The organism is Shewanella sp. 10N.286.52.E4, assembly GCF_041468785.1.
Classification (GTDB): Bacteria; Pseudomonadota; Gammaproteobacteria; order Enterobacterales; family Shewanellaceae; genus Shewanella; species Shewanella electrodiphila.
In genome coordinates, this window is sequence record NZ_JBFRJJ010000010.1 from 1 (window position 1) to 24,842 (window position 24,842).

The window sequence follows — 24,842 nt, forward strand, 5'->3', positions numbered from 1 at the left end:
TTTCGCGCAAGGGCTTTTTTGCAGTTTTATTGCAAACTCAGTTTAACTGAACAATAGTTAGCCATTATGAAGTGTTTTTCTACTAAAATGCTCCGTTTACTGGTTTAGAGAGGGATTTGACGTTTATCAAGTTCGGTTCAGATAGTGACTCTGTTGCTGTTGATTTCCATTTATAGCAGCAATAAGCATCAACAATATCTACTTAGCTATTGGTTTTATCGGCTATTTAGCCTATTTTATTTTTATTAGGGAAAATTACGTTTCACCATCTAGGAAAATCTATGTTCAATTTACGTCTATTTGCTTTATTACTTTGTTTGAGTGTTAGTCATGTTAGTTTTGCTACCGTTATTTATACTTGGGTAGATAAAGATGGTGTGTCTCATTACAGCCAACAACCCCCTGAAGATGTAGATTCTAAAAAAGTATACAGCGAAGACATCGAGCCTGCTCAAGTGGGTTATGTTCCCGTATTACCTAATACACCGACTTCAAGTCAAGCTTCTTCACAATCTGACTTAGCTCAAAAAGCAGCTATGATTAAAGAAAAGGATGCCGAGCAAGCTGCCTCAATCTGTGAAAGTGCTAAGCATAGTTTGAATGTGTTAAATAGTTATCAAAATTTGCATCGCACTAATAAAGAGACTGGAGAGGAAGTAGTCGTAACAGAAGAAGAACGTTTAGAGCAGATAGAAAAGAGTGAAGAACGCATTAAGCTATTTTGTCAGTAAGATTTCGCTGTGTAATTTAGATCAAAATAGAAAAGGAGCCTCGGCTCCTTTTTGATATCTACTATTTACTAATTAAAAACTAACAATCTAACTCACTGTCATTATTCAAACACTAACCAGCATTACCAACAGTGTACATAGATTTGAATTCTCCATTGCTGCATGTTTCAGTACCTGATCGCCAGCCATCTTCAAATGGGTCAATGCCTTGTAGCGTTTTATCCTTCATTGATTCCAGTGATTCGTTAGATGTGTTTTGCGCGATAGCGCTTGTACAGCCCCTGTTATAACCAAAATGATAAAGACTATTGTATTCAACATTGCCGACACCGATAACTTCTGTGCCATCGCTTCGTTCTGGTGAGCTACTGCAACCTGTTGCTGCAATCGAAACTAATGCGATACCTAATAAGACGGTTCTTTTCATGTTATATCCTTTTGATTTGAATTGAGGTGACTTTACCTAGTGCGCCTTTAATTAAATTAGTTCAATAATTAGCCACCATCAAGTTATGTCAACCTCGTATTTAATGCTCATTCACTTATTTACTGAGCAAAAAATACAAAAGGAACCATTCAGGTTCCTTTTTAAGTTTCATTTGCTGTTTGATTATTGCTTAAATGTCAGCAAGCCATCTTCAACATCAATTAAAATCGGTTTACCCGGAAGTAACTCCCCTTTTAATAAATAATGTGCCAATGGGTTTTCGATTTCCTGTTGTAAAGCCCTTTTAAGAGGACGTGCACCGTAGGTCGGATCAAAGCCAGCTTCAGCAATCAGTGCCAATGCGTTTTTAGAAATAGACATAGTGAAGTCTTTTTCTGCTAAACGATGCTTAAGGTTTTCTAACTGAATTTCGGCAATGTGAGCAATATGCTCTGCAGCCAAAGGATGGAACACGACGGTTTCATCTATTCGATTTAAAAATTCTGGCCTAAAGCTTTGGGTTACCACATTCATCACAGACGATTTCATTTGCGCATAATCTTGAGATGCAAAACCATCCTGAATAATGTCAGAGCCTAAATTCGAGGTCATAATGATCACGGTATTTCTAAAATCTACCGTGCGACCTTGACCGTCAGTTAAGCGGCCATCATCTAATACCTGAAGTAAAATATTAAACACATCAGGATGCGCTTTCTCCACTTCATCTAATAAAATGACCGAATAAGGTTTACGACGAACGGCTTCAGTTAAATAGCCGCCTTCTTCATAACCTACGTAACCCGGAGGCGCACCGACTAACCGAGATACTGTATGTTTTTCCATAAACTCTGACATATCGATGCGAACCATTGCAGACTCTGTATCAAATAAGAACGTCGCCAGCGATTTACACAACTCAGTTTTACCCACACCAGTCGGACCTAGAAACAGGAAAGAACCAATAGGACGGTTGGGATCTGCAAGTCCTGCTCGGCTTCTTCTTATCGCATTCGATACAGCTTCTACTGCTTCGTTTTGGCCAATAACTCTTTGATGCAATGCCTCTTCCATTTGCAATAATTTATCACGCTCACCTTCAAGCATTTTCGTCACAGGTATACCTGTGGCTTTTGATAACACTTCGGCAATTTCGGCATCGGTGACTTTATTACGTAATAAGGTCATATCTTGCATCTCAGCTTGTGACGCTAAATCGAGTTGTTTCTCTAATTCAGGGATACGGCCATATTGCAGCTCTGACATGCGGGTTAAATCACCTGCACGCTTCGCTACTTCCATATCCATTCGAGACTGCTCTAGATCAGCTTTAATATGCTGAGTGCCCGCAAGGGCGGCTTTTTCTGTATGCCATATTTCATTTAGTTCACCGGCTTTATCTTCAACTTGCTTAAGTTCTACCTGCAAGTGAGATAAACGTTTACGGCTCGCTTCATCTTCTTCTTTAATTAACGCTTGTTCTTCTAGCTTTAATTGAATTGCTCGACGATCCAGCCTGTCCAATGCTTCCGGTTTCGAGTCTATTTGCATCCGGATGCTTGAAGCGGCTTCATCAATAAGATCAATCGCTTTATCTGGCAGCTTTCTGTCTGAGATATATCGATGCGACATACTTGCTGCAGCAACAATAGCAGGATCGGTAATCTCAACATGATGATGCAATTCATAACGCTCTTTTAAGCCTCGTAAAATAGCAATCGTGTCTTCTACATTTGGCTCTTCTACAAGCACTTTTTGGAAACGGCGTTCTAACGCTGCATCTTTTTCGATGTACTGACGATATTCATCTAAGGTTGTCGCGCCAACACAATGTAAATCGCCACGGGCTAAAGCTGGCTTGAGCATATTACCAGCATCCATCGCCCCTTCACCTTTACCTGCACCAACCATAGTGTGCAGTTCATCGATGAATAAGATGACTTGGCCTTCTTCTTGCGCCAATTCGTTTAATACAGCTTTTAATCTTTCTTCGAATTCACCACGGTATTTTGCACCAGCGATCAATGCGCCCATATCCAGAGACAACACGCGCTTATTCTTAATGCCTTCTGGTACTTCGCCGTTAACGATGCGCTGAGCTAAACCTTCAACGATAGCGGTTTTACCCACACCAGGTTCCCCAATTAATACCGGGTTATTTTTACTACGGCGTTGCAATACTTGAATCGTTCTGCGGATCTCTTCATCACGGCCAATCACAGGATCAAGTTTGCCTTGCTCTGCACGCTCTGTGAGATCGACAGTAAATTTATTTAATGCTTGGCGCTGATCTTCAGCGTTAGGGTCATCTACTTTCTGGCCACCACGAATTTGTTCAATAGTCGTTTCCAGTAATGCCTTTGTAGCGCCAGCATCTTTTAGGCACTTACTTAAGGCATCATTACCTTCAAGAGCCGCCATAACAAAAAGCTCTGACGAGATATATTTGTCTTTGCGTTTTTGCGCTAGCTTGTCACACAAGTTCAGTAGTCGAATTAGGCCTTGGGATAATTGAATATCACCGCCCGTACCTTCCACTTGCGGCAGTCGCTCTAACTCCTGACTCAAAGATGAACGTAAACCGCTGACATTGATACCAGCTTGAGTGAGTAAAGGATGGATTGAGCCTGAATCTTGATTTAATAACGCCATCATCAAATGAATAGGTTCAATAAACTGATGATCGCGCCCTAATGCCAATGATTGGGCATCTGAAATGGCGATTTGAAACTTATTGGTCATACGATCGAGTCTCATACGGCCTCCTACACAATTTAATAAAAACGAAATGTTTTGATAATTAAAATATGGGGATGTTTATCGATAATTCAATATAGACACTGAAATTCAATTAAATATAGGTAGATTAATTGATTCAGATCAAATCGACAAAACAGATTAAGACTTTAACCAGATAAGCGAAGCCATTCGACCTGTTTTTTGATCGCGGCGATACGAAAAGTAATCGTGACTTGAAAAAGTACAGATATCAGCGCTAAAGACTTGGTTGACCCCAAGTAATTTTAAGCGATGTTTTGCCAAGGAAGCTAAATCAGCGAGGTATTTATTCGAATCAATTTGGAGATTATTAGCAACAGGCTTAAAAAACTGCGACGAGTCAGGATGTTGCTCTACAAACTGATGTTTTACTTCGGCGCCGACTTCAAACGCTTCAGGGCCAATAGCTGGACCAAGAAAAGCCATAATATCTGTGGTTTCGCAATTAAATTTATCAACTGCAACTTCAATCACGCCATCACATAAACCACGCCAGCCTGCATGTACTGCAGCAATTTCAGTACCCTGTTTATTACACAGTAGTACAGGTAAACAATCAGCGGTCATGATTGCTAGAGAAATATGCGCTGAAGATGAATAACTGCCATCAGCTTTAGGCGGGAGTTTGTTTGCTAAAGATGCGACTGATAAATTTGAGCAGTCAATGATTTCAGTGCCATGAACCTGTTCGAGCCATAACAATGGAGAAGCAATCAATAACTGTTGTTGAATTAAAGCGCGGTTGGCTAATACATCTGAAGCAAGATCACCGACATGTAAGCCTAAATTAAGGCTGTCGAAGGGAGGCTTACTAACACCGCCATGACGATGGGTCATGGCGATGCCGACATTTTCAGGAATTGGCCAACTGGCTTTATACACGATTTAGCCTTTAATCAATAAATTTACAGGTACTCAATCGGGTTTTCTTCAGTATCTTTACGCATTGCTTTGGCCAGCATCTGCATATCTTCTGGAATAGGCGCCTGCCACGACATGATTTCATGTGTGAAAGGGTGCGCTAACTCTAAACGTACTGCATGCAAAGCCTGACGATTGAAGTTTTTCAAGATATCAAAAAACTCAGGGCTGGCTTTCTTAGGCGGACGAGGACGACCACCGTAAACCGGATCGCCGACAAGTACATGGCCAATGTAGTCCATATGCACACGAATTTGGTGAGTACGACCTGTTTCAAGGCGTAGTCTTAAACGAGTATGTGCTCTGAATTTTTCAGCAACGCGATAATGCGTCACTGAAGGACGGCCGCCCATGATCACTGCCATTTGTGTACGACGAGTTTCATGACGTTCAATCGGCTCATCAACAGTGCCACCAGCAGTCATAGTACCAATCACAATCGCTTCATATTCACGAACGATGTCACGGGCTTGCAAAGCTGTTACCAAATGGGTTTGCGCTTCAACCGTTTTAGCCACAACCATTAAACCAGTTGTGTCTTTATCTAAACGATGCACAATACCCGCACGTGGTACGTGCTCAATGTCAGGGCAATGATGTAATAACGCATTTAATAATGTGCCGTCAGCATTACCAGCACCAGGGTGAACCACCAGGCCAGCTTGCTTATTTACAACAATAATATGCTCATCTTCATAAACGATATTAAGCTCAATATTCTGTGCTTTATCTTTTACTTCTTCCTCAAGCGTTGCTTCTACCGCAATTAACTGCGACTCTAGTACCTTCTCACGAGGTATATCGACAACAACGCCATCGACAGAAACTGCACCAGATAGGATCCATTCTTTGATGCGTGTACGGGAATAATCAGGGAACAATTCAGCCAAAGCTTGGTCTAATCGAAGACCTGTTTGGATTGCTGTGATCTCGCTTTTTAGGTTAATCTCTTGTGTCATAGGAACCGTACCCCTTTTTTGGGGTCCAAAGTGAATGTGCTATCTGTTACAATCGGATTGTTTTCTATTTTACAGTGAAATGGAAAAATTCTTAACAACAACTTATAAAAGAATTGAATTTACATATGTCTAAATTTGCCAAAGGCGCCGCCCTAGTATTGTTTTCATTAGCTTTATCGGCTTGTAGTACCTCAAAAGGTTTTGAAGATGAAGACCTAAATGCTAGGTCTCCAGAAGGACTTTATGCCCAAGCAAGGACCTCAATGGAACTTGGTAACTATTCTAAAGCGGTAAGAACCCTTGAAGCTTTAGACTCTCGCTACCCATTTGGACCGCACAAAACTCAAGTACAACTTGATATGATTTTTGCGTATTACAAGATGGATGACGTGGCATCAGGCATTGCCAATATCGATCGTTTCTTACGATTAAATCCGACGCACCCTGATATTGATTACGTCTATTATATGCGTGGTTTAACAAATATGCAGGCTGATAATTATCTTTTCCACGATATGATGAATATTGACCGTACCGATCGTGACCCAAAAAATGCGCAAGATGCATTTAAAGATTTTGATCGTTTAATCAAAAGTTACCCTGATAGTAAGTATTCTGCAGATGCACAACAACGCATGCAGTATCTAAAAAACCGCCTAGCGCAATACTCAATTAAAGTGGCTGAGTATTATATCAAAATGGAAGCTTGGAGTGCAGCAGCAGTTCGTGCTCAGTCCGTTATGGAGCAATTCCCAGGTACGCCAGCAACTGAACGTGCACTTGAAATTATGTCAGAAGCTTACGGTGAGTTAGGCCAAGATCAGCTAAAACAAAATGTATTGACTGTTATTGCTGCTAACTTTCCTGATAGCGAACAACTCAAATAAGTCTGATTACAGGCTGTCATTGATTATTAATTATTGATTATTGATTATTGATTATTAATTATTAATTATTGATTATTGATTATTGATTATTGACTATTGACTATTGACTATTGACTAAATAGCTAAACAAAAGCCCGCAATGTTTATCGCGGGCTTTTTAATGTCTAATGTTCAAATATTAACTTTTTAATGATTATTGTGTTTCGCGGTGCTGATACACAAAACCACCATAAAGGTATTTGGTTGCTTCTGCGCCGAGTACCGCTACTTTGTCACCATCCTGTAATTTCCCCGAATGGATTAAGTTCGATAAACTCACCCAAATAGCCGCTGAGCCAAGATTACCAAACTGTTTAGCATCATTGATAACTCTATCTGGCGTGATCCCTAAAGCTTCAGCCATTAGCGCATCAATATGACCATTCGCTTGGTGAGGTAAAATATAGGCAAAATCATCTAATTGGTAGCCACGGCTTTGCAGTGCTTGCCAGCCAAGTTCAAATAGCTGACTTCCCTGCTCTCTAACCGCATGGATATTATGATGAAAACGCGCCATGCGCTTTTCGCCTACATCGTTAGAGCCACTATCCAAATAAAACCCTGGTTGTCTTTGATGGCCAATCTGCCCCAGATAAATATCAGATATTGTCGATTTTCCATCTATAGCGGGTGCTAGCACAACCGCTGCAGCGCCGTCGCCCATTTGCACATAATTCACCAGTTGCTCAGTATCGATAAATGATTTATCCATATCAAAATATACCGAGCCTGTTTCAACGCCCACTATCGCAACAGGCTTTTGGTTTACCGCACAAAAAGCCGATGCAATTTGTAAACCATTGGCAAAACCTGTACAGGCCTGTCTTAACTCCAAATATGGTCCGTGATAAGCCATAACATCTGCAAGCCAAGCCGCATTAGGCGGTACTTGGGTATGAGGAGTACAAGTATGAGTTAATAAGTAATCTAGCTCATCAGCATTCATATTGGCGTTTTGTAATGCGCGCTTTAATACTTGCTCACTTAATTCAATGCTGGTTGGTGAAGCGGAGCTCGTCGCTGTAGTTAAGTCTCGCACTAAATGGCGACCTTCAATACCGAGTCGTTTAACGATACTTTTAGCTTTTCGGGCATTTAATCGGCCAGATTGCTGAGATAAACACGCCAATAAGGTTTCATTATCAATATTGCTGCCAGGTAACTGATGAGCAATTGAGTGTAGGGATAAGTTGTGTTGGGCAAATTTTACTGCCATTTTTCCTCCAGTTTCTGTTGCAGAGAATCTAAACAAATTCCCATGTGCTCAAAAGCACTGCCTTGGCTAGTTAATAACTGAAATAAGTTCTGGGTAATAAACGCTTGTTGCTGATGAAAATCAGCATGGCTCGCACCTAACTCAATGGCATGATGACGACTGATATAGACATGTTTTGCTTCATCTTTTTTAATTAAGCCGCATAACTGACTAAAAGGATGGTTTATACCTAGGTGGCTTTGCTCGAAAGCTTGCATGATTTGGGTGACACAAGTATCCAATATCGCAATACGAACAAAGTGCTGACTATAATCATCAACACGGCTAAGACTGCTATAGAACCGTTTAGCGAGGCGCTGCACTTTTCTTACTGAATCTATTTCAGGTAGCTGCTCTGCAACACTTTGCAGTGCAATGTCATGTCGACACTCGTCAGATTCCACCTCCATCAATGACAATACCAATTGATGTGAGTTTGCACCTGAAACTTGATTGATTGAGTTAGCACTCAGTCTCGCAATTTCCTGATTAAACACTAGCTGAGCAGACTGCTCGCCGCAGAGCAATAGCGGCAATAAGTTTGCCATAGATTCCGTTTGTGCATCATTAAACGGGATGACTGACTGGCCTAATTGCTCGATCCAAATCTGTAAGCGATGCGCATTTTTTCCCTGCTGCATTCGAGGCGCAGTTCGTTTACCAAAACAACGTTTAAGGCTAATGTTTTCGCTCTTACCCATACTTCTCATACCCGCATAGCTCATGCTAAGTAGCGCCTCCATTGATGGTAAATAACCGGTAATACTAAAACGTCAAATAGCCAAGCTAAGACAATGACCAGACAAGACAATAGACTCAGCTGAGCTATAGGGGCAAAATCTGAGGCCAAACCAATACCAAAACCCAATACCAAAGTTAAACTAGTAAAACTAATCACTGGAATAATGGCAGCATATCTAGGCCAGAATGATTCAAACGAAGCGGCCTTATTAGGCTGCGGCAGTTTTAATAACAGATGTAAGGTGTCATCTACAATAATCCCTAACATGATCCCCAATACAACAGCGCTACCAATACTGATATAGCCCCCCATTAGCTGCCAAGCAGCAAACACCCAAAGTAATGGTAAAAAGTTAACGACTAATCCGATTGCCGCAAACATCATACTGCGCTTAATAATCCCTAAGATCATACTGAGGAGCACAAGTGCAATGGCAAATGACCACAACATATTTTTGGCATTATCAATGGATAAGTGAGCAAATAGCAGACTGCTACCTAACGCGTGGCTTACTCCAATATCAGTTTGATTATCAATGAGCCACATTGATACACGCTGTTCAAAATCGATCATTTGCCTCGCCGTTAATGGCGCAAGATAAAGACTCACTAAACTTGATTGATAATCTGTGGAGATTTCTGCTTCAAGGCCAAGTTGCTCCACTGAGTTTTGATTGATTACGCGCTGAAACTGGCTTTGGTTTAGACCTGCACTTTTTACCCAGTCACCAATATGGGTGACTCTTTTTACTTCAGGTTGTTGCTTTAAAAAACGTGCAAACTGATATAAAAAAGCTAAATACTGTTTATCGTAAATTGCCTGTTCTTTAGTACTGATCTCGTAATGAATCAGATTCACACCATCAAAGTATTGTTGCATTTTCTGCTTTGATTGACTGAAAGGATTATCACTGGGGAAATAACTAAATGGGTCATCATTCAGCTCAAGCTTAGAAGCGCTTATCAATGACAATATAGATATCACCGTGACTGTAATTAACATTAACTTAGGGACTTTAGTGCTATTTTTCGCGATGGCTTCAACCGTTAATAATGCACTGTTAAATGGCTCGTTAACTGATTTATTTTGGGCTTTGCTGACAATAATAACCAAGACACTGTGACAAAGCAGATAATGACACACAACGGCAACCGACACTAAAACACCAAAACTTTGAATAGGTGGAGATGGACTAAAGCTTAATAAGGCAAACCCCAACATGGTTGTCAGCGTCGCATAAAACAAAGGTTGTTTATTGTGCTCAAAACTAAATTTAACTGGCTCTGCGATACCCTGTTTAATTCCCTGCTGCCACGCTAAATATAGGTGCGCAGAATACGCTAATGACAAGGTAATAATGATCACAGGAATAAAAGCACTAATCGCTGCAATAGTGAGATTTAGCCACCCAGCAAGCCCAAGCGTGATGAATAAAGTGATGATGCAGTTTATTGCGATTGCCAATAACCAAACCCGTGTTCGAATAAATAACAACGCCATTAGTGCAATAATCAACAGCAAGCTAGGTGCAAACCAAGTTAAATCATGACGTAACACTTTAGCGTACTGCCAATTCAATGCTTGCTCTCCACTAAGGTATATTTTCACTGAGTCACTGCTTTCAATCCTCTCACTGCTCCAAAAAACATTCGCCTTAGCTAATAAATTATCTATGGTTTTTTCTCGCCATAAAGTTGCATTAGGGTAATTATTTTTTTCTCGTTCACTGAATTGAATGCTCAACACAATGGCTGTGCCAGTTTCATTTATAACCAGTGGTAGCCTAGGATGTTTCTTGTAAGCGAGTAATTGAGAATACTGAAGTGAAGTATCAGCCTTATTTTGATGAGCGTTAGCACCAGTGTTTAAGTCAGCAATAAATTCCCCATAACCACCAACACTTATAATCGTGCTATCAGCTTGTAACTGATTGATAAAATTAATTAGATCAGACTCTTGCTCTACTTGGCGCCAATCTTGTTGATTCTCTAATAACAAAAGCAAACTATTGCGCTGTGCAAACCTTTGTTGCATTTGCTGCAGCGCAATAAACTGAGCATCGTCATGAGCAAAATAGTCATTAAAGTTCACATCAAGGTTTATTCTAAGCATGCCTAATATGCTGACTAAGATCAGGATAAATACAGCCAGTCCTACCCATAATGGATATTTAAGCGTTCGATTGATCATTGATATTTGCCAGCTCAATAGCGAGTACCTAATGTGAATATGCGAGGTTATTTATAGTATTCAATCAATAAGACCTCTTTACGGTGATTTTCTATTCAATCAGACGTAAAAATTATCCTTTGTATTATATATATTCAATTTATTGCTGTTTGAAATGGGTCCGTTCATCGTTCAAACATTAGCTGAACATTTGAGCCTTTTGCGGGATTCTTGGTCAAACAAGCTTAAATATTCACTTAAGCACAAAAAAAAGTTGACTCTAGACCGCAAAAAACGTTTAATTGCGTCCGTCGCCCGAATAGCTCAGTCGGTAGAGCAGAGGATTGAAAATCCTCGTGTCCCTGGTTCGATTCCGGGTTCGGGCACCATATTTAGATTTGGTGGCTAACGCGACTAAATAACAAAAAAGCCTCGCATTGCGAGGCTTTTTTGTATCTGCGATTTAACGCCCTAACTCAGCGCAGGGTTAGCCTGCGCTGACTGAGCTATAAAAAGGATGTTTAAGCAGGCTCGATATAATCCACCAACATCTGCACCGTCTGATTACCTCTAAACTCATTCACATCCAGCTTATAGGCGACTCTTGCATGTTTAATCGTGGCATCTGGCCATATTGCTAAATCGACATTAAAAGCAATGGCATCCATCATCACAGAACCACAGTCTGTTTCGAGCACCAATTTAAGATGTTTCTCTCCAACAATTCTTTGCTGAATAACACTAAAGAAACCGTCAAATAATGGCTCTTCAAATGACTGGCCCCAAGGGCCTGACTCACGTAATAAGAAAGCCGTCTCAAGATTCATAAGTTCTGTTGGCAATTCACCATCCGATAAGACTTCACCAGTTAATTGTTCTGGCTTTAGCATCTCTCTCACGGCTTTATCATAAGCGGCTTCAAATTCGGAAAACGCATCTGCTCGTAGGGATAACCCTGCAGCCATTGCATGGCCACCAAATTTAATGATCATCCCAGGGTGACGACTATTTATCAGCTCGAGTAAGTCGCGCATGTGTAAGCCTTTAATTGAGCGCGCAGAGCCTTTTATTTCACCCTCGCCAGCATCAGCAAACGCAATCACTGGTCGGTGATATTTGTCCTTGATCCTTGAGGCTAAAATACCAATCACCCCTTGATGCCAATCATCTTGAAAAATCGCTAATCCCCAAGGCAATTTCGATTCATCTAAGGTCAATTTTTGTAAGCTTTTAAGTGCTTCTTGCTGCATTCCGGCTTCTAATTCACGGCGCTCGCCGTTTAAGCCATCAAGTTCATCAGCCATTCTGCGAGCTAGCATCATGTCTTCACATAATAAGGTTTCGACACCTAGAGCCATTTCATCAAGACGACCTGCAGCATTTAGTCTTGGGCCCACTGCAAAACCAAAATCTGAGGCGACTATTCGTTGTGGGCTGCGTTTAGCCACTTCTAACAAAGCTGTAATTCCCACTCGGCAGCGACCCGACTTTACGCGCTGCAGTCCCGCCTGAACTAAGATGCGGTTATTACTATCTAGGGACACAACATCAGCGACTGTACCCAGCGCCACAATATCGAGTAAGCTGCCTAGGTTAGGCTCGGAAATTTGATGGGTTTGATACCAGTCACGCGATCTCAGCTCAGTTCTCAATGCTGACATTAAGTAAAATGCGACTCCAACCCCTGCAATCGATTTGCTGGCGAACTGGCACCCATGTTGATTTGGGTTCACAATCGCATCTGCATCAGGCAAACTTTTTCCAGGTAGGTGATGATCAGTCACCACCACTTGCATGCCCAGCTGTTTAGCAGCGGCAACACCGTCAATTGATGAAATACCATTATCAACAGTAATAAGTAATTCTGCGCTTTTTGACTGGGCAACCGCAACAATTTCAGGACTTAATCCATAGCCATAATCAAAACGATTAGGAATTAAGTAATCAATCTTAGTTGCGCCCATCATACGCAGTGCTAATAAACATACACTCGTTGATGTCGCACCATCAGCATCAAAGTCACCCACGATTAATATCGACTTTTGCGCTGCTATGGCATCAGCGATAATGACTGCAGCTTCAGATAAGCCCATCATAGTTTCAGGTCTAAGTAGCTTAGATAAACTTAGCTCACAACCCGTTAAATCAACATTACGGCGAGCATAAAGCTGTTTTAATAAAGGATGGATAGTTGCAGGTAAATGACTGTCATCTACTTCAGCACGGCGGACAATTTTGTGAGCCACAAATAAACCTTATTTTTACTATAAAAATCGACAATTAAAGATTACAAAAAAGGCGAGCCAATGGCTCACCTTTTATTTAAAACAACCCAAATTAGAGGTTAGTTTTAATTGTGTTCAATAATGCAGAAGGTGGTTGGTAACCTGGTACTAAAATACCATTTTCTAACACGATTGCTGGCGTACCATTAATACCAAATGCCTGACCTAAACGATATTGTTCTTCAATGTTCGCATCGCAGCTTGCAGCTTTTACATTACCGCCAGTCTTAGCTTCGGTCATTGCTTTTAGTGGATCTGTTGCACACCAAACCGCTTTCATTTCTTCAGCATTTGCTGACGGAATACCAGCTCTTGGATACGCTAAATAACGAACCGTAATGCCTAAATCGTTATAGCCATCCATTTCTTGGTGCAATTTACGGCAGTAACCACAATCCACATCAGTAAAAATAGTCACCACATGCTTTTCGTTCTTGGCTTTGTACACCAACATGTCGTCTTCAAATGGTTTTAGCATATCAATACGTGGGCCAGCTAATGCAGCTTCAGTTAAGTTTTGCATGCCATTTTTAAGGTCATACATGTTGCCATGAATCAGCTTAGTACCATCCGGAGAAACATATAAAACACCACGATCGGTAAATGCTTGATACAGACCATCAATAGGTGATGATTGAATTTTCAAAACATTAACGCCAAGTACGTCTGACACTTGTTGTTTCAATTCAGTTTCATTGGGAATATCTGTTGCAGAAGCTGCCTGTAGCAGTGGGGCAACAGCTAGCGTTATCGCGAAAGAAAATGCTTTGGTTAACTTCATTAATAAATCCTATTGGGTAAAACTGAATGTCTCAGCTAATACATAGACCTGATATTGTCGGCAAAAGTTACAGCGAATATATGACTAAAGCAACCTTAAGTCCTTTATTGGTGACAACTGCCACCATATTTAACGTAACAAATCTTTATCGCGTGTTGTTGAACACTAGCCTCTGGGATGATGCTGACGATGTAATTGCTGCAATCGAGCTTTAGCCACATGAGTATATATCTGGGTCGTCGATAAATCGCTGTGGCCTAATAGTAACTGCACCACACGCAGATCTGCGCCATGATTCAGCAGATGAGTCGCAAATGCATGGCGTAAAGTATGGGGCGATAAATGACTATTGATTCCGGCGCGAATAGCATAGAGTTTTATCCGATGCCAAAACGTTTGCCGAGTCATCATTTGGCCACGCTTTGATGGAAACAATACATCACTTTGTTTATTGTTCAGCAATTCTGCTCGTGCTCCTAATAAGTATTGCTCGACCTCGGTCACCGCTAACTCACCTAATGGCACTAAGCGTTCTTTACCGCCCTTACCCACGATTCTCACTAGTCCTTGGCGTAAACTGATTTGCTCAAGGGTTAGACTCACAAGTTCTGTCACTCGCAGTCCTGTTGCATAAAGTAATTCCAGCATCGCTTTGTCACGGCATTCAACGGCATCTTCTACATTGGGCTCATCCAGTAACGCATCGATTTGGCTTTCACTTAACGCATCAGGTAACTGACGCGCAAGCTTTGGCGACTCAATTAAGCTCGTTGGATCCACATCAATGCTCTGTTTTACAATTAAGTAACCATAAAAACGTCTTAGACTACTAAGCAATCTTGCAGTGCTGGTTTTAGCAAAATTTTTCTCAACGCGATAAGCCAAATAATCGCGTATGCTTGCTTGGTCAACATCAATTAAACAACGGCTTTGACTCAATACAAAACGCTCAAAGTGACGCAAATCGGTGCGATAAGATGCCAAGGTGTTATCGCTTAAGCCCTTTGTGGACCATAAGTCATCCAAAAAGGCGTCGATAATAGGGTCCGCTTGATATTTGTCTGTCACTGTTTTTCCTAAAAAAATGGCGTTATTTCAATTGAAATAACGCCATTAGTGTAACTAAAATTAACTTGTTTTGACAAAGATTGCCAAGCAATGACTTTTGGTTAGCTTGCAGCTACCGCTTGATCTTTAGCTGGGACAAATAAACATGCCACGATTGCAATACCAACAGGTAATAACCAAGCCATGCCTTCACTATGAAGTGGCATGAAGCTTAAGAAATTAATCTCGAATCCAGCGGCTTTAAGACCATCAAAAATACCGAAGAACAACGCAACCGATAGCACTAGACGATGTGAAAACTCTGGACGAGCAAAACGCTCAGTCAAGAAAGTAATCGCCACAAGTGCAATCGCCACAGGGTATATCGTCATCAATACAGGAATACTGATATTAATGAGCTGGGTTAAGCCAACGTTTGCAACGGTTGCACACACTAAGCTGAAAAAGATAACGAATGCTTTATATGAAATCTTTGGTAGCAACTCATTGAAATACTCAGAACATGCTGTGATTAAACCAACTGCTGTTGTTAAACAAGCAATGCTCACAACTGCAGCTAATAGTACCGTCCCCATAGTACCGAACTCATGGGTCACATAGTTTGTGAGGATTTGACCGCCATTTTCAGCGCCAGCTGCTATATCACCAGCCGTTGCGCCTAAATAGAATAGTGAAATATAAACAAAAGCTAGACCTGAAGCGGCGATAATAGCAGCACGAACAAGGTAACGAGTTTGCGCTTTAGATTCAGTAATACCTTTCTTACGAAGAATATCAATAATTAGCATACCGAAGATCACAGACGCTAATGTATCCATCGTGTTGTAACCTTCTAAAATACCTTTAGAAAGCGGACTATCAATATAATCACCAGTCGCAGCACCGATAGCAGCACTCGGGGTAACAATCACTGAAACAGCTAAACCAACCAACAAGAAAATAAGAATAGGGGTTAATACTTTACCAACGCTATCAAGCAATTTACCTGGGTATAGCGACAACACCATCGCCAAAGCAAAAAAGCCGATAGTGTAAAACAACTGTGCTTGATTCAGCGCCAGTGCGCCGATTTGAATCACAGCTTCTGCGTTATCTAAAAATGGGCGAGCGCCGATTTCAAACGCCACTAACCCTGTACGAGGTGCGGCGAATGCAGGGCCAATAATGATATAAATAGAAACTGCTAATGCAGTGGCAGCAAATGCTGGGAGCATTGCCATAACCTTACCGTTTGCCTTAGCAACCGCGATAAGACCAGCAAGAGGTAAACCCACTGCAGTAACAAGAAAACCTAACATTGCCAGCGTCATATTCTCGCCAGCTAACATACCTGCAAAAGGCGGAAAAATAAGGTTACCTGCACCTAAGAAAAATGCGAAAGTCATAAAGCCTAAGCCTAATGTATCGCCAATACTCATATTACTGTTTTGCACACAATGCCCCATCTTGTTGTTTTGTTTTTTAACAAACTTAAGTGATTCAGTGCTAATTAGCTACTGCTAATCAAAACCCACCTGTAAGAATGTAAACTTAAAATTACACTTTATTTTATTAAAAACTACTCATAAATGGTTATTAAAAAGCCATTTTCTCGTTTTTAGAACACTCATTTGTGAGTCGTATTTCTTTTTCTACCATTTAACTGCGTTTAGCGCCTTTAAACGGGTAGGAACTAATATCAAATAGCGTATAGATAAACAAGCGCAAACCCAGCACAAAGTAAAATTAAACCTCATCTGAAAACAAGCTTAAAACCCATAAAACATTCTCGCTACAGTGCAACCACATAGCATAATCTCAGCAACATCAATGTAACGCTATTTAGGTGGGGTTATAAACTAAAAGCAGGTACCATAAACCTCTGTGTACGACACAGACTAAAGACCAAGTTGCACTTAACCCTGAAACAGAATTAGACCCAATGCCATTTACCTTTAAGCAATTTCACATTGATGATAGCCACTGCGGAATGCCCGTCAGTACTGACGGTGTCATATTAGGCGCATGGGCAAAGCTATCAACGGATAACACCAAAGGTCCATATCGAGTGTTAGATGTTGGAGCAGGAAGTGGCTTACTGTCTTTAATGCTCGCCCAGCGGTTACGTAATCCAAGTGCTGAAATAATTGCAGTAGAACTCGATGAAGGTGCGGCGCAAGATTGCCAAAGCAACTTTAATCAGAGCCCATGGGCTTCACAGTTAACCGTTCAACACACGAGTATTCAGCGATATAGTCAAGAATTGCTCAAAGCAAATCTTCCTCTTTTTGAAACCATTATTTGTAACCCGCCCTATTTTGAAAATGGCCCACAGTCCGATGCCAAACAACGCGCAACGGCAAGGCATACAGATACACTGAACTTTGAAACCTTGCTCACACAGGTTCAATTGCTGCTTGCAGAACATGGGACAGCAAGCTTTATCATTCCAGTGCAAAGTGAAACAGGTTTTTTAGCTGCACTCGCCTGTTCTCAACTTGAAATATCAGACAAAACTCATATCAGCACTGTTGAAACTAAAGCGCCGAGTCGATTGCTATTGGCAATTAAGCATCAAGCCTGCTTAATTGAATCAACAGCCTCATCAGAAACAAAAGAACTATCTCAGGATCTATCTCAATCTCAATCTCAACCTCGGGCTCAACCTCAATCTCAACATCAGGCACAAACTCAGGCTCGGCCTCAATATGAGCCAATTACATCAAACTTAGTCATTGCTGACGGTAAAGGTCAATATACTCAGGCAATGATCCAACTTTGCCGTGACTTTTATTTGAAACTTTAAGGTTTAATCTGCTTTTGGTTGATTAGTCTCTCGCTGAGATTAACAACTTAGGTTATAATGTCTGGCTATCAATCAGTGAGACCCAAAGCGCATGCTATTTGAAGATTTTGACCTAGATCCACGCCTATTAGACTCTCTAAAGGCTATGGGACATTTAAGCCCGACGACCGTTCAACAACAAACATTGCCAATGGCGATGGAACAACGGGATATTTTAGCTAAAGCGCCTACAGGTACAGGTAAAACTGCAAGTTTCTTATTGCCAGCTTTACAACACTTGATTGACTTCCCGCGCCGCTTTAACGGTCAAGCCAGAATATTGATTCTGACGCCGACCCGCGAACTTGCCAGCCAAATCCACCGTTACGCTTGCCATTTAGCCACCGATCTCGAATTAGATGTTGGTATTATTACTGGTGGCGTTCCTTACGGACCGCAGGAAGAACAACTTGAAGAAAACATCGACCTTTTAATCGCCACTCCAGGGCGTTTAATGGAATACCTCGATAAAGGTCAATTTGAAGCGACTGAAGTTGAAATATTGATTATTGATGAAGCAGATCGCATGTTAGACATGGGATTCTCGTCAGTGGTAGAAACCATTGCCATCGAAGCTCAAGGTCGTAAACAAAACATGCTGTTTTCTGCCACTTTAGAAGGCAGCGGTGTTGCTCGTTTTGCTCACGTATTATTAGAAGACCCTGTCACCATTGACGTTGAGTCTCCTCGTAGCGAGAAAGCCAAAATCCACCAATGGGCGCATTTAGCCGATAACAATGTGCATAAATTTGCCTTGTTATGTAACTTGCTTCAGCAAGAAGAAGTTAAGCGCACTATTGTTTTCGTTAAAACACGTGAAGTCGTCGCCAGCCTCGAAGGCTTGCTTTTAAAAGCAGGTATTCCTTGCGCATTCTTACGTGGTGATATGGAGCAAAAGAAACGCTTCCAAGCATTAAGTAAGTTCAGTAAAGGTGAAGTCAACATTTTACTTGCCACTGACGTTGCTGCACGTGGTATTGATATTGATGGGATCACTCACGTTATCAACTACGATATGCCTCGTTCTGCTGATGCCTATGTTCACCGTATTGGCCGAACAGCTCGTGCCGGTGCCAAAGGTACTGCTATCTCATTAGTTGAAGCTCATGATATGCGTATCGTTAGCAAAATTGAACGCTATATTGAGCAGCCATTGAAGCGTCGTTACATCGATGGGTTAAGACCAACGCACAAAGAAGCAAAAGTCCCAGGTAAGAAGAAAGACAAGAATAAGATTGCAGCGAAAAAATCGAAGAAGAACAAAAAGAAAAAATAAACCTGCGATGCAAAGCTGAAATAAGCTAATTTTTATCAAAGCCCTGAATTGTTTACTCAATTCAGGGCTTTTTTGTGGTCATAAATCAATTTGGTAGCGTATTGCTCTGTTTAATCGTGAAATAAATTTTCTGAAACATTTAATTCACAACTAACGCTTTTGCTTCAATTCGTTGTCTGTTAATTTAGAGTCTATATTGCTCTAAGTCTTTAATAAGAAAACTAAGTTTTTAGCAGAGTAGTCCTTTAGAGCCAACAATGTCGTTTTAGTATGGATACGTTTATCAATGAAAAGAATATTAAGAATCCTCTCTCCGCTGTTTATTCTAGTGGTATTTATCGGCCTCGCAGCCGTCTTGCTGAGTACTCAACAAGCGCCTGAACAAAAAGAAGAACAAGTTAAAACACCTATCATTGATATCTTGACCGTTGAACAGCAAACAGTATCGTTAAATTTGCCATCATATGGTGTTGTCAGTCCTAAATATAAAACTCAATTAGTCACTGAAGTACAAGGACGACTGGTGAGTTTAGACCCAAGCTTTGTTGCTGGCGGAATTGTTCAGCAAGGGCAAGCTCTCGCTCAAATAGAACCTTCTGACTATCAAGCTGATTTCATTCAAGCAGAAGCGACGTTGGCGCAAGCTAACGCAGCACTAAATGAAGAGATTGCCCGCGGTGAAGTGGCAAAAATTGAATTCAAAGACTTTGATAATGGCTTACCGCCTGAGTTAGGTTTACGTATCCCGCAGTTAAAGAAAGAACAAGCCAACGTTAAATATGCCAAAGCCGCTTTAGCGAGAGCGCAGCGCAACTTAGAGCGCACCGTTATTCGCGCCCCTTTTGATGGCATCATCAAAGCTCGCAATGTTGATTTAGGTCAGTACGTTTCATTAGGTACCAATTTAGGTGAGCTTTACGATATTAGTATTGCTGAAGTGCGCCTACCGTTAACCAACAACGACCTAGCTTATTTAGAGTCTGTCGATAACCCTGATACTTCGGTGATATTAAGTGCTTCACTGGCAGGTAAATCATTTACATGGAATGGCAACATTGTCCGCAGTGAAAATGTTATAGATGAACAAAACCGCATGGTCTACTTGGTTGCTGAAGTGAAAGATCCATACCTACGTAATCAACGCAGTGAAGATGAGCTACCACTTAAATATGGCAGTTTTGTCACTGCAATCATTAAAGGTCGCACGGTCGACGGTATTGTTAAATTACCACGCTACGTGGTTCGTCAAGACCAAGTCGCCATTGTCAAAGACGATAACACCATTGAAATCCGTAAAGTGAATATTGTTCGTACAGACATTGAGAATGTGTTTATCAAAGACAGCTTAGCAACGGGCGAGCGCGTTTCGATTACTGACATTAGTAACTTGGTTTCAGGTCAAAAAGTGAAGTTACTCGGTGAAGAGTCTGAAGAAGTGGAAATAGAGTCGGCAGATCCCGAAGCAATATCATTGGCAGGTGAGCAATAATGGATACCAATAAAGGAATTATTGCTTGGTTTGCTCGCAACAATGTTGCCGCAAATCTGCTGATGTTTGCCTTGTTAATTGGTGGACTATTTAGCTCATTGCTGATTAACAAAGAAGTGTTCCCAACATTTGAACTCAACTTGCTCAATATTTCAGTCGCCTACCCTGGCGCTGCACCGCAAGAGATTGAGGAAGGGATTAACATAAAAATCGAAGAAGCCATTCAAGATATCAACGGCATTAAGAAGGTCACTTCTGTCGCCAGTGATAGTGTCGGCTCTGTGACAATTGAAGTTGAAGACGGCTATGAAGTGCAGCAAGTTCTGGATGAAGCTAAACTACGAATAGATGCTATTTCAACTTTCCCTGATAACATTGAAAAGCCCAATATTTATCAAATAAAACCTGAGAATAATGTTATTTGGGTGTCGGTGTATGGCGATATTAGCCTGCACGAAATGAAGGAAATGGCTAAAACCATTCGTGATGACATTACAGATTTACCTGCAGTAACACGCGCACAAGTAACTGGAGTGCGCGATTATGAAATCGGTATCGAGCTATCAGAAGATAAACTGCGAGAATATGATCTCACCTTCTCTCAGGTCGCTCAAGCGGTGCAAAACTCATCTATAGATTTACCTGGTGGCTCAATTCGAGCTCAAGATGGTGATATTTTACTGCGCACCAAAGGCCAAGCATATACAGGTGAAGACTTCTCTAAAATCGTAGTCACAACACGCCCTGATGGTAGCCGAATAATGCTACCTGAAGTCGCGACGATTAAAGACGACTTTGAAGAACGTTTAGAATACACCCGCTTTAATGGCAAACCCGCAGCCATTATCGAAATTACCAGTATTGACGATCAAAATGCATTAGCAATATCTGAGCAAGTTAAAGGCTATATAGCAGAAAGAAAGACCACCTTACCGGCCAATATTGAACTCGATACTTGGGGGGATTTAACCCACTACCTTGAAGGTCGTTTAAACATGATGTTGTCGAACATGTTTTACGGTGCTTTATTGGTGTTTATTATTCTGGCGCTGTTTTTAGATCTTAAGTTAGCATTTTGGGTCATGGTCGGCTTACCAGTGTGTTTTCTTGGCACCATCTTATTGATGCCATTAGAGCCATTTAATCTATCAATTAATATGCTGACCTTATTCGCCTTTATTCTGGTGTTGGGGATCGTCGTCGATGATGCCATTGTCATCGGCGAAAGTGCCTACAGTGAAATTGAAAAACACGGTCAATCTCTCGATAACGTCGTCAAAGGCGTGCAAAAAGTTGCTATGCCGGCCACTTTTGGGGTACTCACAACCATTGCGGCATTCATTCCAATGATCATGGTATCTGGGCCGATGGGAGTGATTTGGAAATCAATTGGCATGGTGGTGATTTTAGCTTTGGCCTTTTCGCTTATTGAATCAAAGCTTATTTTACCTGCGCATTTAGCGCACATGAAAGTGAAGAAAAAGCGCCCGCCAACCAATGTATTTTCAAAGTTCAAAGTAAAACTGAACGAAAAACTACAGTACTTTATTCACAATAATTACCGCCAATTTTTAGGTAAGTGTATTACCCATCGATACAATGTCGTCGCAGCCTTTGTTGGAGTATTGATCTTATCTTTGGCATTGGTTGGAAGCGGTAAAGTGCGTTGGGTGTTTTTCCCAGATATTCCGTCAGACTTTATTCAAGTACAACTTGAAATGGAAGAAGGTAGCTCTGAACTTAACACCCTTGATGTCGTGCAAAAAGTAGAAGAAGCCTTATATGCAATGAACGACAAATTTGCCCAAGAGTCAGGCTCAGATGTGGTTAAACACAGTTTTATTAATATGAGTTCGAGAAGCTCAGCATTTATCTTTGCTGAATTATCAAAAGGCGAAGACCGTGAGATTGATGGCGTGACAATCGCTGCTGAATGGCGTGCACAATTACCTGAGTTGCTATCGGTTAAAAAACTCAATATTGCTGCCAGTACAAATGATGCCGGAGGCGATATTTCCTTCAGATTAACTTCAAGCAATTTAGCGCAGTTGTCTGAGGCGTCAAAAGAATTAAAAGGTAAATTAGCCACCTATGAAGGTGTCTATGATATCTCTGATAACTTTTCATCTGGCAGCCAAGAAATTCGTCTAAACATTCGTCCTGAAGCTGAAGCCCAGGGGCTCACACTGTCTGATTTAGCTCGCCAAGTTCGTTATGGGTTTTATGGCTATGAAGCCCAGCGTATTTTGCGTAACAAAGAAGAAGTGAAAGTCATGGTGCGCTATCCGCTTGAGCAGCGCCGCACCATTGGTCACCTTGAGAATATGCTTATTCGCACGCCCCAAGGCGTTGCAGTACCTTTCTCAACTGTGGCAGATATTGAACTAGGTGAGTCGTTCGCGTCTATTACCCGTGTTGATGGTCGCAGGGCGATTACGATTACCGCTAACGTCAATAAAAATGCGGTTGAGCCGTCAAAAGTTGTCAGTGAAATTCAAGAGGATTTCTTACCTGAACTCACCAGTCAATATACAGAAGTCAATGCTTCTCTTGATGGCGGTAGTCAAGATGAGCAAGACGCCATGTTAGGTTTAGTGCAAGGTTTCTTCTTTGCGATGTTTACCATTTATGCACTTATGGCAATTCCGCTTAAATCATACACTCAGCCGATGATTATCATGTCGGTTATCCCATTTGGGATGATTGGCGCATTGTTTGGCCATTATCTACTTGGGATATCCATGAGTGTATTGAGCTTGTGTGGCATCGTGGCATTAGCTGGGGTTGTGGTTAATGACTCATTAATTTTAGTCGACTTTGTTAACCGAGCCCGCAAAGAAGGTTACTCAGTTTTAGACTCTGCCATTGACTCTGGTTGCTATCGTTTTAGGGCCATTATCTTAACCTCAATGACCACCTTTGTCGGCTTAGTGCCCATTTTGCTAGAGAAAAGCTTACAAGCAAAAATTGTCATCCCGATGGCCACATCACTGGCATTTGGTATTTTATTCTCAACCGTAGTGACGTTGATTTTAGTCCCTGTGTTGTACATCATTTTAGAAGATGTCAAAAGCGTACTACGCCGATTATTCATTTGGTGGTGGCAACCTAAAAAGGACGATGATGAAGCCTACAATTAACCTAATGCTTGAAACTAATTCTAGCTTTAAATACTAGTTTTAGGCTTTAAACACTAGCTCTAGGCTTAAACACAGTAAAGTAATTCATAAAAAGGGAGCGAAAGCTCCCTTTTTATTCCTTAAAGCTCCCCTCTTTAATTTCTCCAACGGCATGAGTTGTCTCACCTTAGCGAATTGAAAGGCTATTATAGTTAAGCTTTATTTATGCGAGCCGCAAAACAGTAATCAAGTAGAGTTAAGGCTAAAATGAGCGTTTTACAGTCAGGCTTAACATGGCAAAATTATGACAGAAACACTCAACTCCGAAATAGTCAACGCCAAAAATCACAATCAAGAATTAATAGAATCTACTGAGCCCTATAATTCAAGTGAGCCCCATGATTCAACCTTGGTTTACGATATTCGTCAAAGCCGCTACCTGAATATTACCGGCCGCTGTACCTTAAGGTGTCAATTCTGTCCTAAACACAATGGTTCCAAGCAGGTTCACCAATATGAACTGTCTTTAGACAAACAAGTGAAGCCAGCTGATATTATCCCGCTTTTAGGTAAGGTAACTGACTTTGATGAATATGTGTTTTGTGGATATGGCGAGCCAACGCTTAATTTAGAAACCCTGATAACGGTTGCGACATACATCAAGTCTGAAGGCGGTAAAACTCGTCTTAATTCTGATGGACTGGGCAATCTATTTCATCGAAGAAACATCCTTCCAGAACTCTCAGCTTGTATTGATAGTTTATCTATTTCACTTAATGCGGACACCGAAGCGCTTTATATCCAACACTGTAAACCTAAACTCAAAGGCGCTTATGACGCACTGCTAGCCTTCATTGAGCTTGCACCACAATATATTCCTCAAGTTCAAATCTCAGCCATTAATGGGCTCGATCAGGTCGATATTGCGCGATGCCGAGAAATAGTCGAACAAAGAGGCTGTGAGTTTAAGCAAAGAGAACTGGATATTGTGGGTTAATCTAGCGCTTTTTTAGTAATAAAATCGTTAAAAAAGCTTTACTGAGGTCAACCTAGTAAAGCTTTCGTGATAACATCAGCCTATCGGGACAGTTA

The 24,842-nt window shown here is 41.2% G+C and carries 18 protein-coding genes and 1 tRNA gene; 8 read left to right on the forward strand and 11 right to left on the reverse strand.

The features are described from left to right. The first annotated feature begins 281 nt into the window (after positions 1-281). Complete coding sequence (locus AB4153_RS05180; protein ID WP_371996587.1) at positions 282-731, forward strand: DUF4124 domain-containing protein; 450 nt, start codon at positions 282-284, stop codon at positions 729-731. Between the two features lie 112 nt (positions 732-843). On the opposite strand, the gene AB4153_RS05185 is transcribed toward AB4153_RS05180, so the two are convergent. The 4 genes from AB4153_RS05185 to rluD form a co-directional block, all read right to left on the reverse strand. After that, positions 844-1,158 carry a hypothetical protein gene (locus tag AB4153_RS05185; RefSeq protein WP_371996588.1) on the reverse strand — a complete coding sequence of 105 codons (315 nt, stop codon included), beginning with the start codon at positions 1,156-1,158 and terminating at the stop codon, positions 844-846. Positions 1,159-1,341: 183 nt separating this feature from the next. Further along, positions 1,342-3,915 (reverse strand): ATP-dependent chaperone ClpB, encoded by a 2,574-nt coding sequence (gene clpB, locus AB4153_RS05190; RefSeq protein WP_371996589.1) that lies wholly within the window; start codon positions 3,913-3,915, stop codon positions 1,342-1,344. A gap of 141 nt (positions 3,916-4,056) precedes the next feature. Next, complete coding sequence (pgeF, locus tag AB4153_RS05195; protein WP_371996590.1) at positions 4,057-4,818, reverse strand: peptidoglycan editing factor PgeF; 762 nt, start codon at positions 4,816-4,818, stop codon at positions 4,057-4,059. Positions 4,819-4,841: 23 nt separating this feature from the next. Then, positions 4,842-5,816: a 23S rRNA pseudouridine(1911/1915/1917) synthase RluD gene (gene rluD / locus AB4153_RS05200; RefSeq protein WP_102527792.1), complete on the reverse strand. Its 975-nt coding sequence runs from the start codon at positions 5,814-5,816 to the stop codon at positions 4,842-4,844. A gap of 125 nt (positions 5,817-5,941) precedes the next feature. Here rluD and AB4153_RS05205 point away from each other — a divergent pair, with 125 nt between their 5' ends. Further along, on the forward strand, positions 5,942-6,703 hold the full coding sequence (locus AB4153_RS05205; RefSeq protein ID WP_102527793.1) for an outer membrane protein assembly factor BamD: 762 nt from the start codon (positions 5,942-5,944) through the stop codon (positions 6,701-6,703). A gap of 193 nt (positions 6,704-6,896) precedes the next feature. Here AB4153_RS05205 and AB4153_RS05210 read toward each other — a convergent pair whose 3' ends face one another. From AB4153_RS05210 to AB4153_RS05220, 3 genes are read right to left on the reverse strand one after another with little or no spacing between them, the layout of a single operon-like run. Next, positions 6,897-7,958 carry a 3-oxoacyl-ACP synthase III family protein gene (locus AB4153_RS05210; RefSeq protein ID WP_303514525.1) on the reverse strand — a complete coding sequence of 354 codons (1,062 nt, stop codon included), beginning with the start codon at positions 7,956-7,958 and terminating at the stop codon, positions 6,897-6,899. Beyond that, entirely contained in the window at positions 7,949-8,722 is a 774-nt protein-coding gene (locus tag AB4153_RS05215) for a hypothetical protein (RefSeq protein WP_371996592.1), read from the reverse strand. Before AB4153_RS05215 ends, AB4153_RS05210 begins: the two co-directional genes overlap by 10 nt. Beyond that, complete coding sequence (locus tag AB4153_RS05220; RefSeq protein ID WP_371996594.1) at positions 8,719-10,929, reverse strand: RND family transporter; 2,211 nt, start codon at positions 10,927-10,929, stop codon at positions 8,719-8,721. Before AB4153_RS05220 ends, AB4153_RS05215 begins: the two co-directional genes overlap by 4 nt. 292 nt (positions 10,930-11,221) lie before the next feature. Here AB4153_RS05220 and AB4153_RS05225 point away from each other — a divergent pair. Beyond that, positions 11,222-11,297, forward strand: a tRNA-Phe gene (locus tag AB4153_RS05225). Between the two features lie 132 nt (positions 11,298-11,429). On the opposite strand, the gene recJ is transcribed toward AB4153_RS05225, so the two are convergent. The 4 genes from recJ to brnQ all read right to left on the reverse strand — a co-directional run bounded on the left by recJ (position 11,430) and on the right by brnQ (position 16,487). Continuing rightward, positions 11,430-13,154 (reverse strand): single-stranded-DNA-specific exonuclease RecJ, encoded by a 1,725-nt coding sequence (gene recJ, locus AB4153_RS05230; protein ID WP_371996596.1) that lies wholly within the window; start codon positions 13,152-13,154, stop codon positions 11,430-11,432. A gap of 91 nt (positions 13,155-13,245) precedes the next feature. Continuing rightward, positions 13,246-13,974, reverse strand: a complete 729-nt coding sequence (gene dsbC, locus AB4153_RS05235; RefSeq protein ID WP_102527798.1) for a bifunctional protein-disulfide isomerase/oxidoreductase DsbC — start codon at positions 13,972-13,974, stop codon at positions 13,246-13,248. A 165-nt stretch (positions 13,975-14,139) separates the two neighbouring features. Beyond that, a complete protein-coding gene (gene xerD, locus AB4153_RS05240; RefSeq protein WP_371996598.1) occupies positions 14,140-15,042 on the reverse strand; it encodes a site-specific tyrosine recombinase XerD in 903 nt (300 codons plus the stop codon). 101 nt (positions 15,043-15,143) lie between these two features. Next, positions 15,144-16,487, reverse strand: coding sequence for a branched-chain amino acid transport system II carrier protein (gene brnQ / locus AB4153_RS05245; protein WP_248956214.1), 1,344 nt, complete (start codon positions 16,485-16,487; stop codon positions 15,144-15,146). Between the two features lie 476 nt (positions 16,488-16,963). Here brnQ and AB4153_RS05250 point away from each other — a divergent pair, with 476 nt between their 5' ends. The 5 genes from AB4153_RS05250 (at position 16,964) to AB4153_RS05270 (ending at position 24,747) form a co-directional block, all read left to right on the forward strand. Then, the gene (locus AB4153_RS05250; protein WP_371996600.1) at positions 16,964-17,827 is read left to right on the forward strand and encodes a tRNA1(Val) (adenine(37)-N6)-methyltransferase; all 864 of its coding nucleotides are present in this window, start codon (positions 16,964-16,966) and stop codon (positions 17,825-17,827) included. A 91-nt stretch (positions 17,828-17,918) separates the two neighbouring features. Beyond that, positions 17,919-19,142, forward strand: coding sequence for an ATP-dependent RNA helicase SrmB (gene srmB / locus AB4153_RS05255; protein ID WP_102527802.1), 1,224 nt, complete (start codon positions 17,919-17,921; stop codon positions 19,140-19,142). Positions 19,143-19,428: 286 nt separating this feature from the next. Beyond that, on the forward strand, positions 19,429-20,631 hold the full coding sequence (locus AB4153_RS05260; RefSeq protein ID WP_102527803.1) for an efflux RND transporter periplasmic adaptor subunit: 1,203 nt from the start codon (positions 19,429-19,431) through the stop codon (positions 20,629-20,631). Beyond that, positions 20,631-23,771, forward strand: a complete 3,141-nt coding sequence (locus AB4153_RS05265) for an efflux RND transporter permease subunit (protein ID WP_371996602.1) — start codon at positions 20,631-20,633, stop codon at positions 23,769-23,771. Before AB4153_RS05260 ends, AB4153_RS05265 begins: the two co-directional genes overlap by 1 nt. 283 nt (positions 23,772-24,054) lie before the next feature. Beyond that, positions 24,055-24,747, forward strand: coding sequence for a TatD family nuclease-associated radical SAM protein (locus AB4153_RS05270; RefSeq protein ID WP_371996604.1), 693 nt, complete (start codon positions 24,055-24,057; stop codon positions 24,745-24,747). The last annotated feature ends 95 nt before the right edge of the window (positions 24,748-24,842 follow it).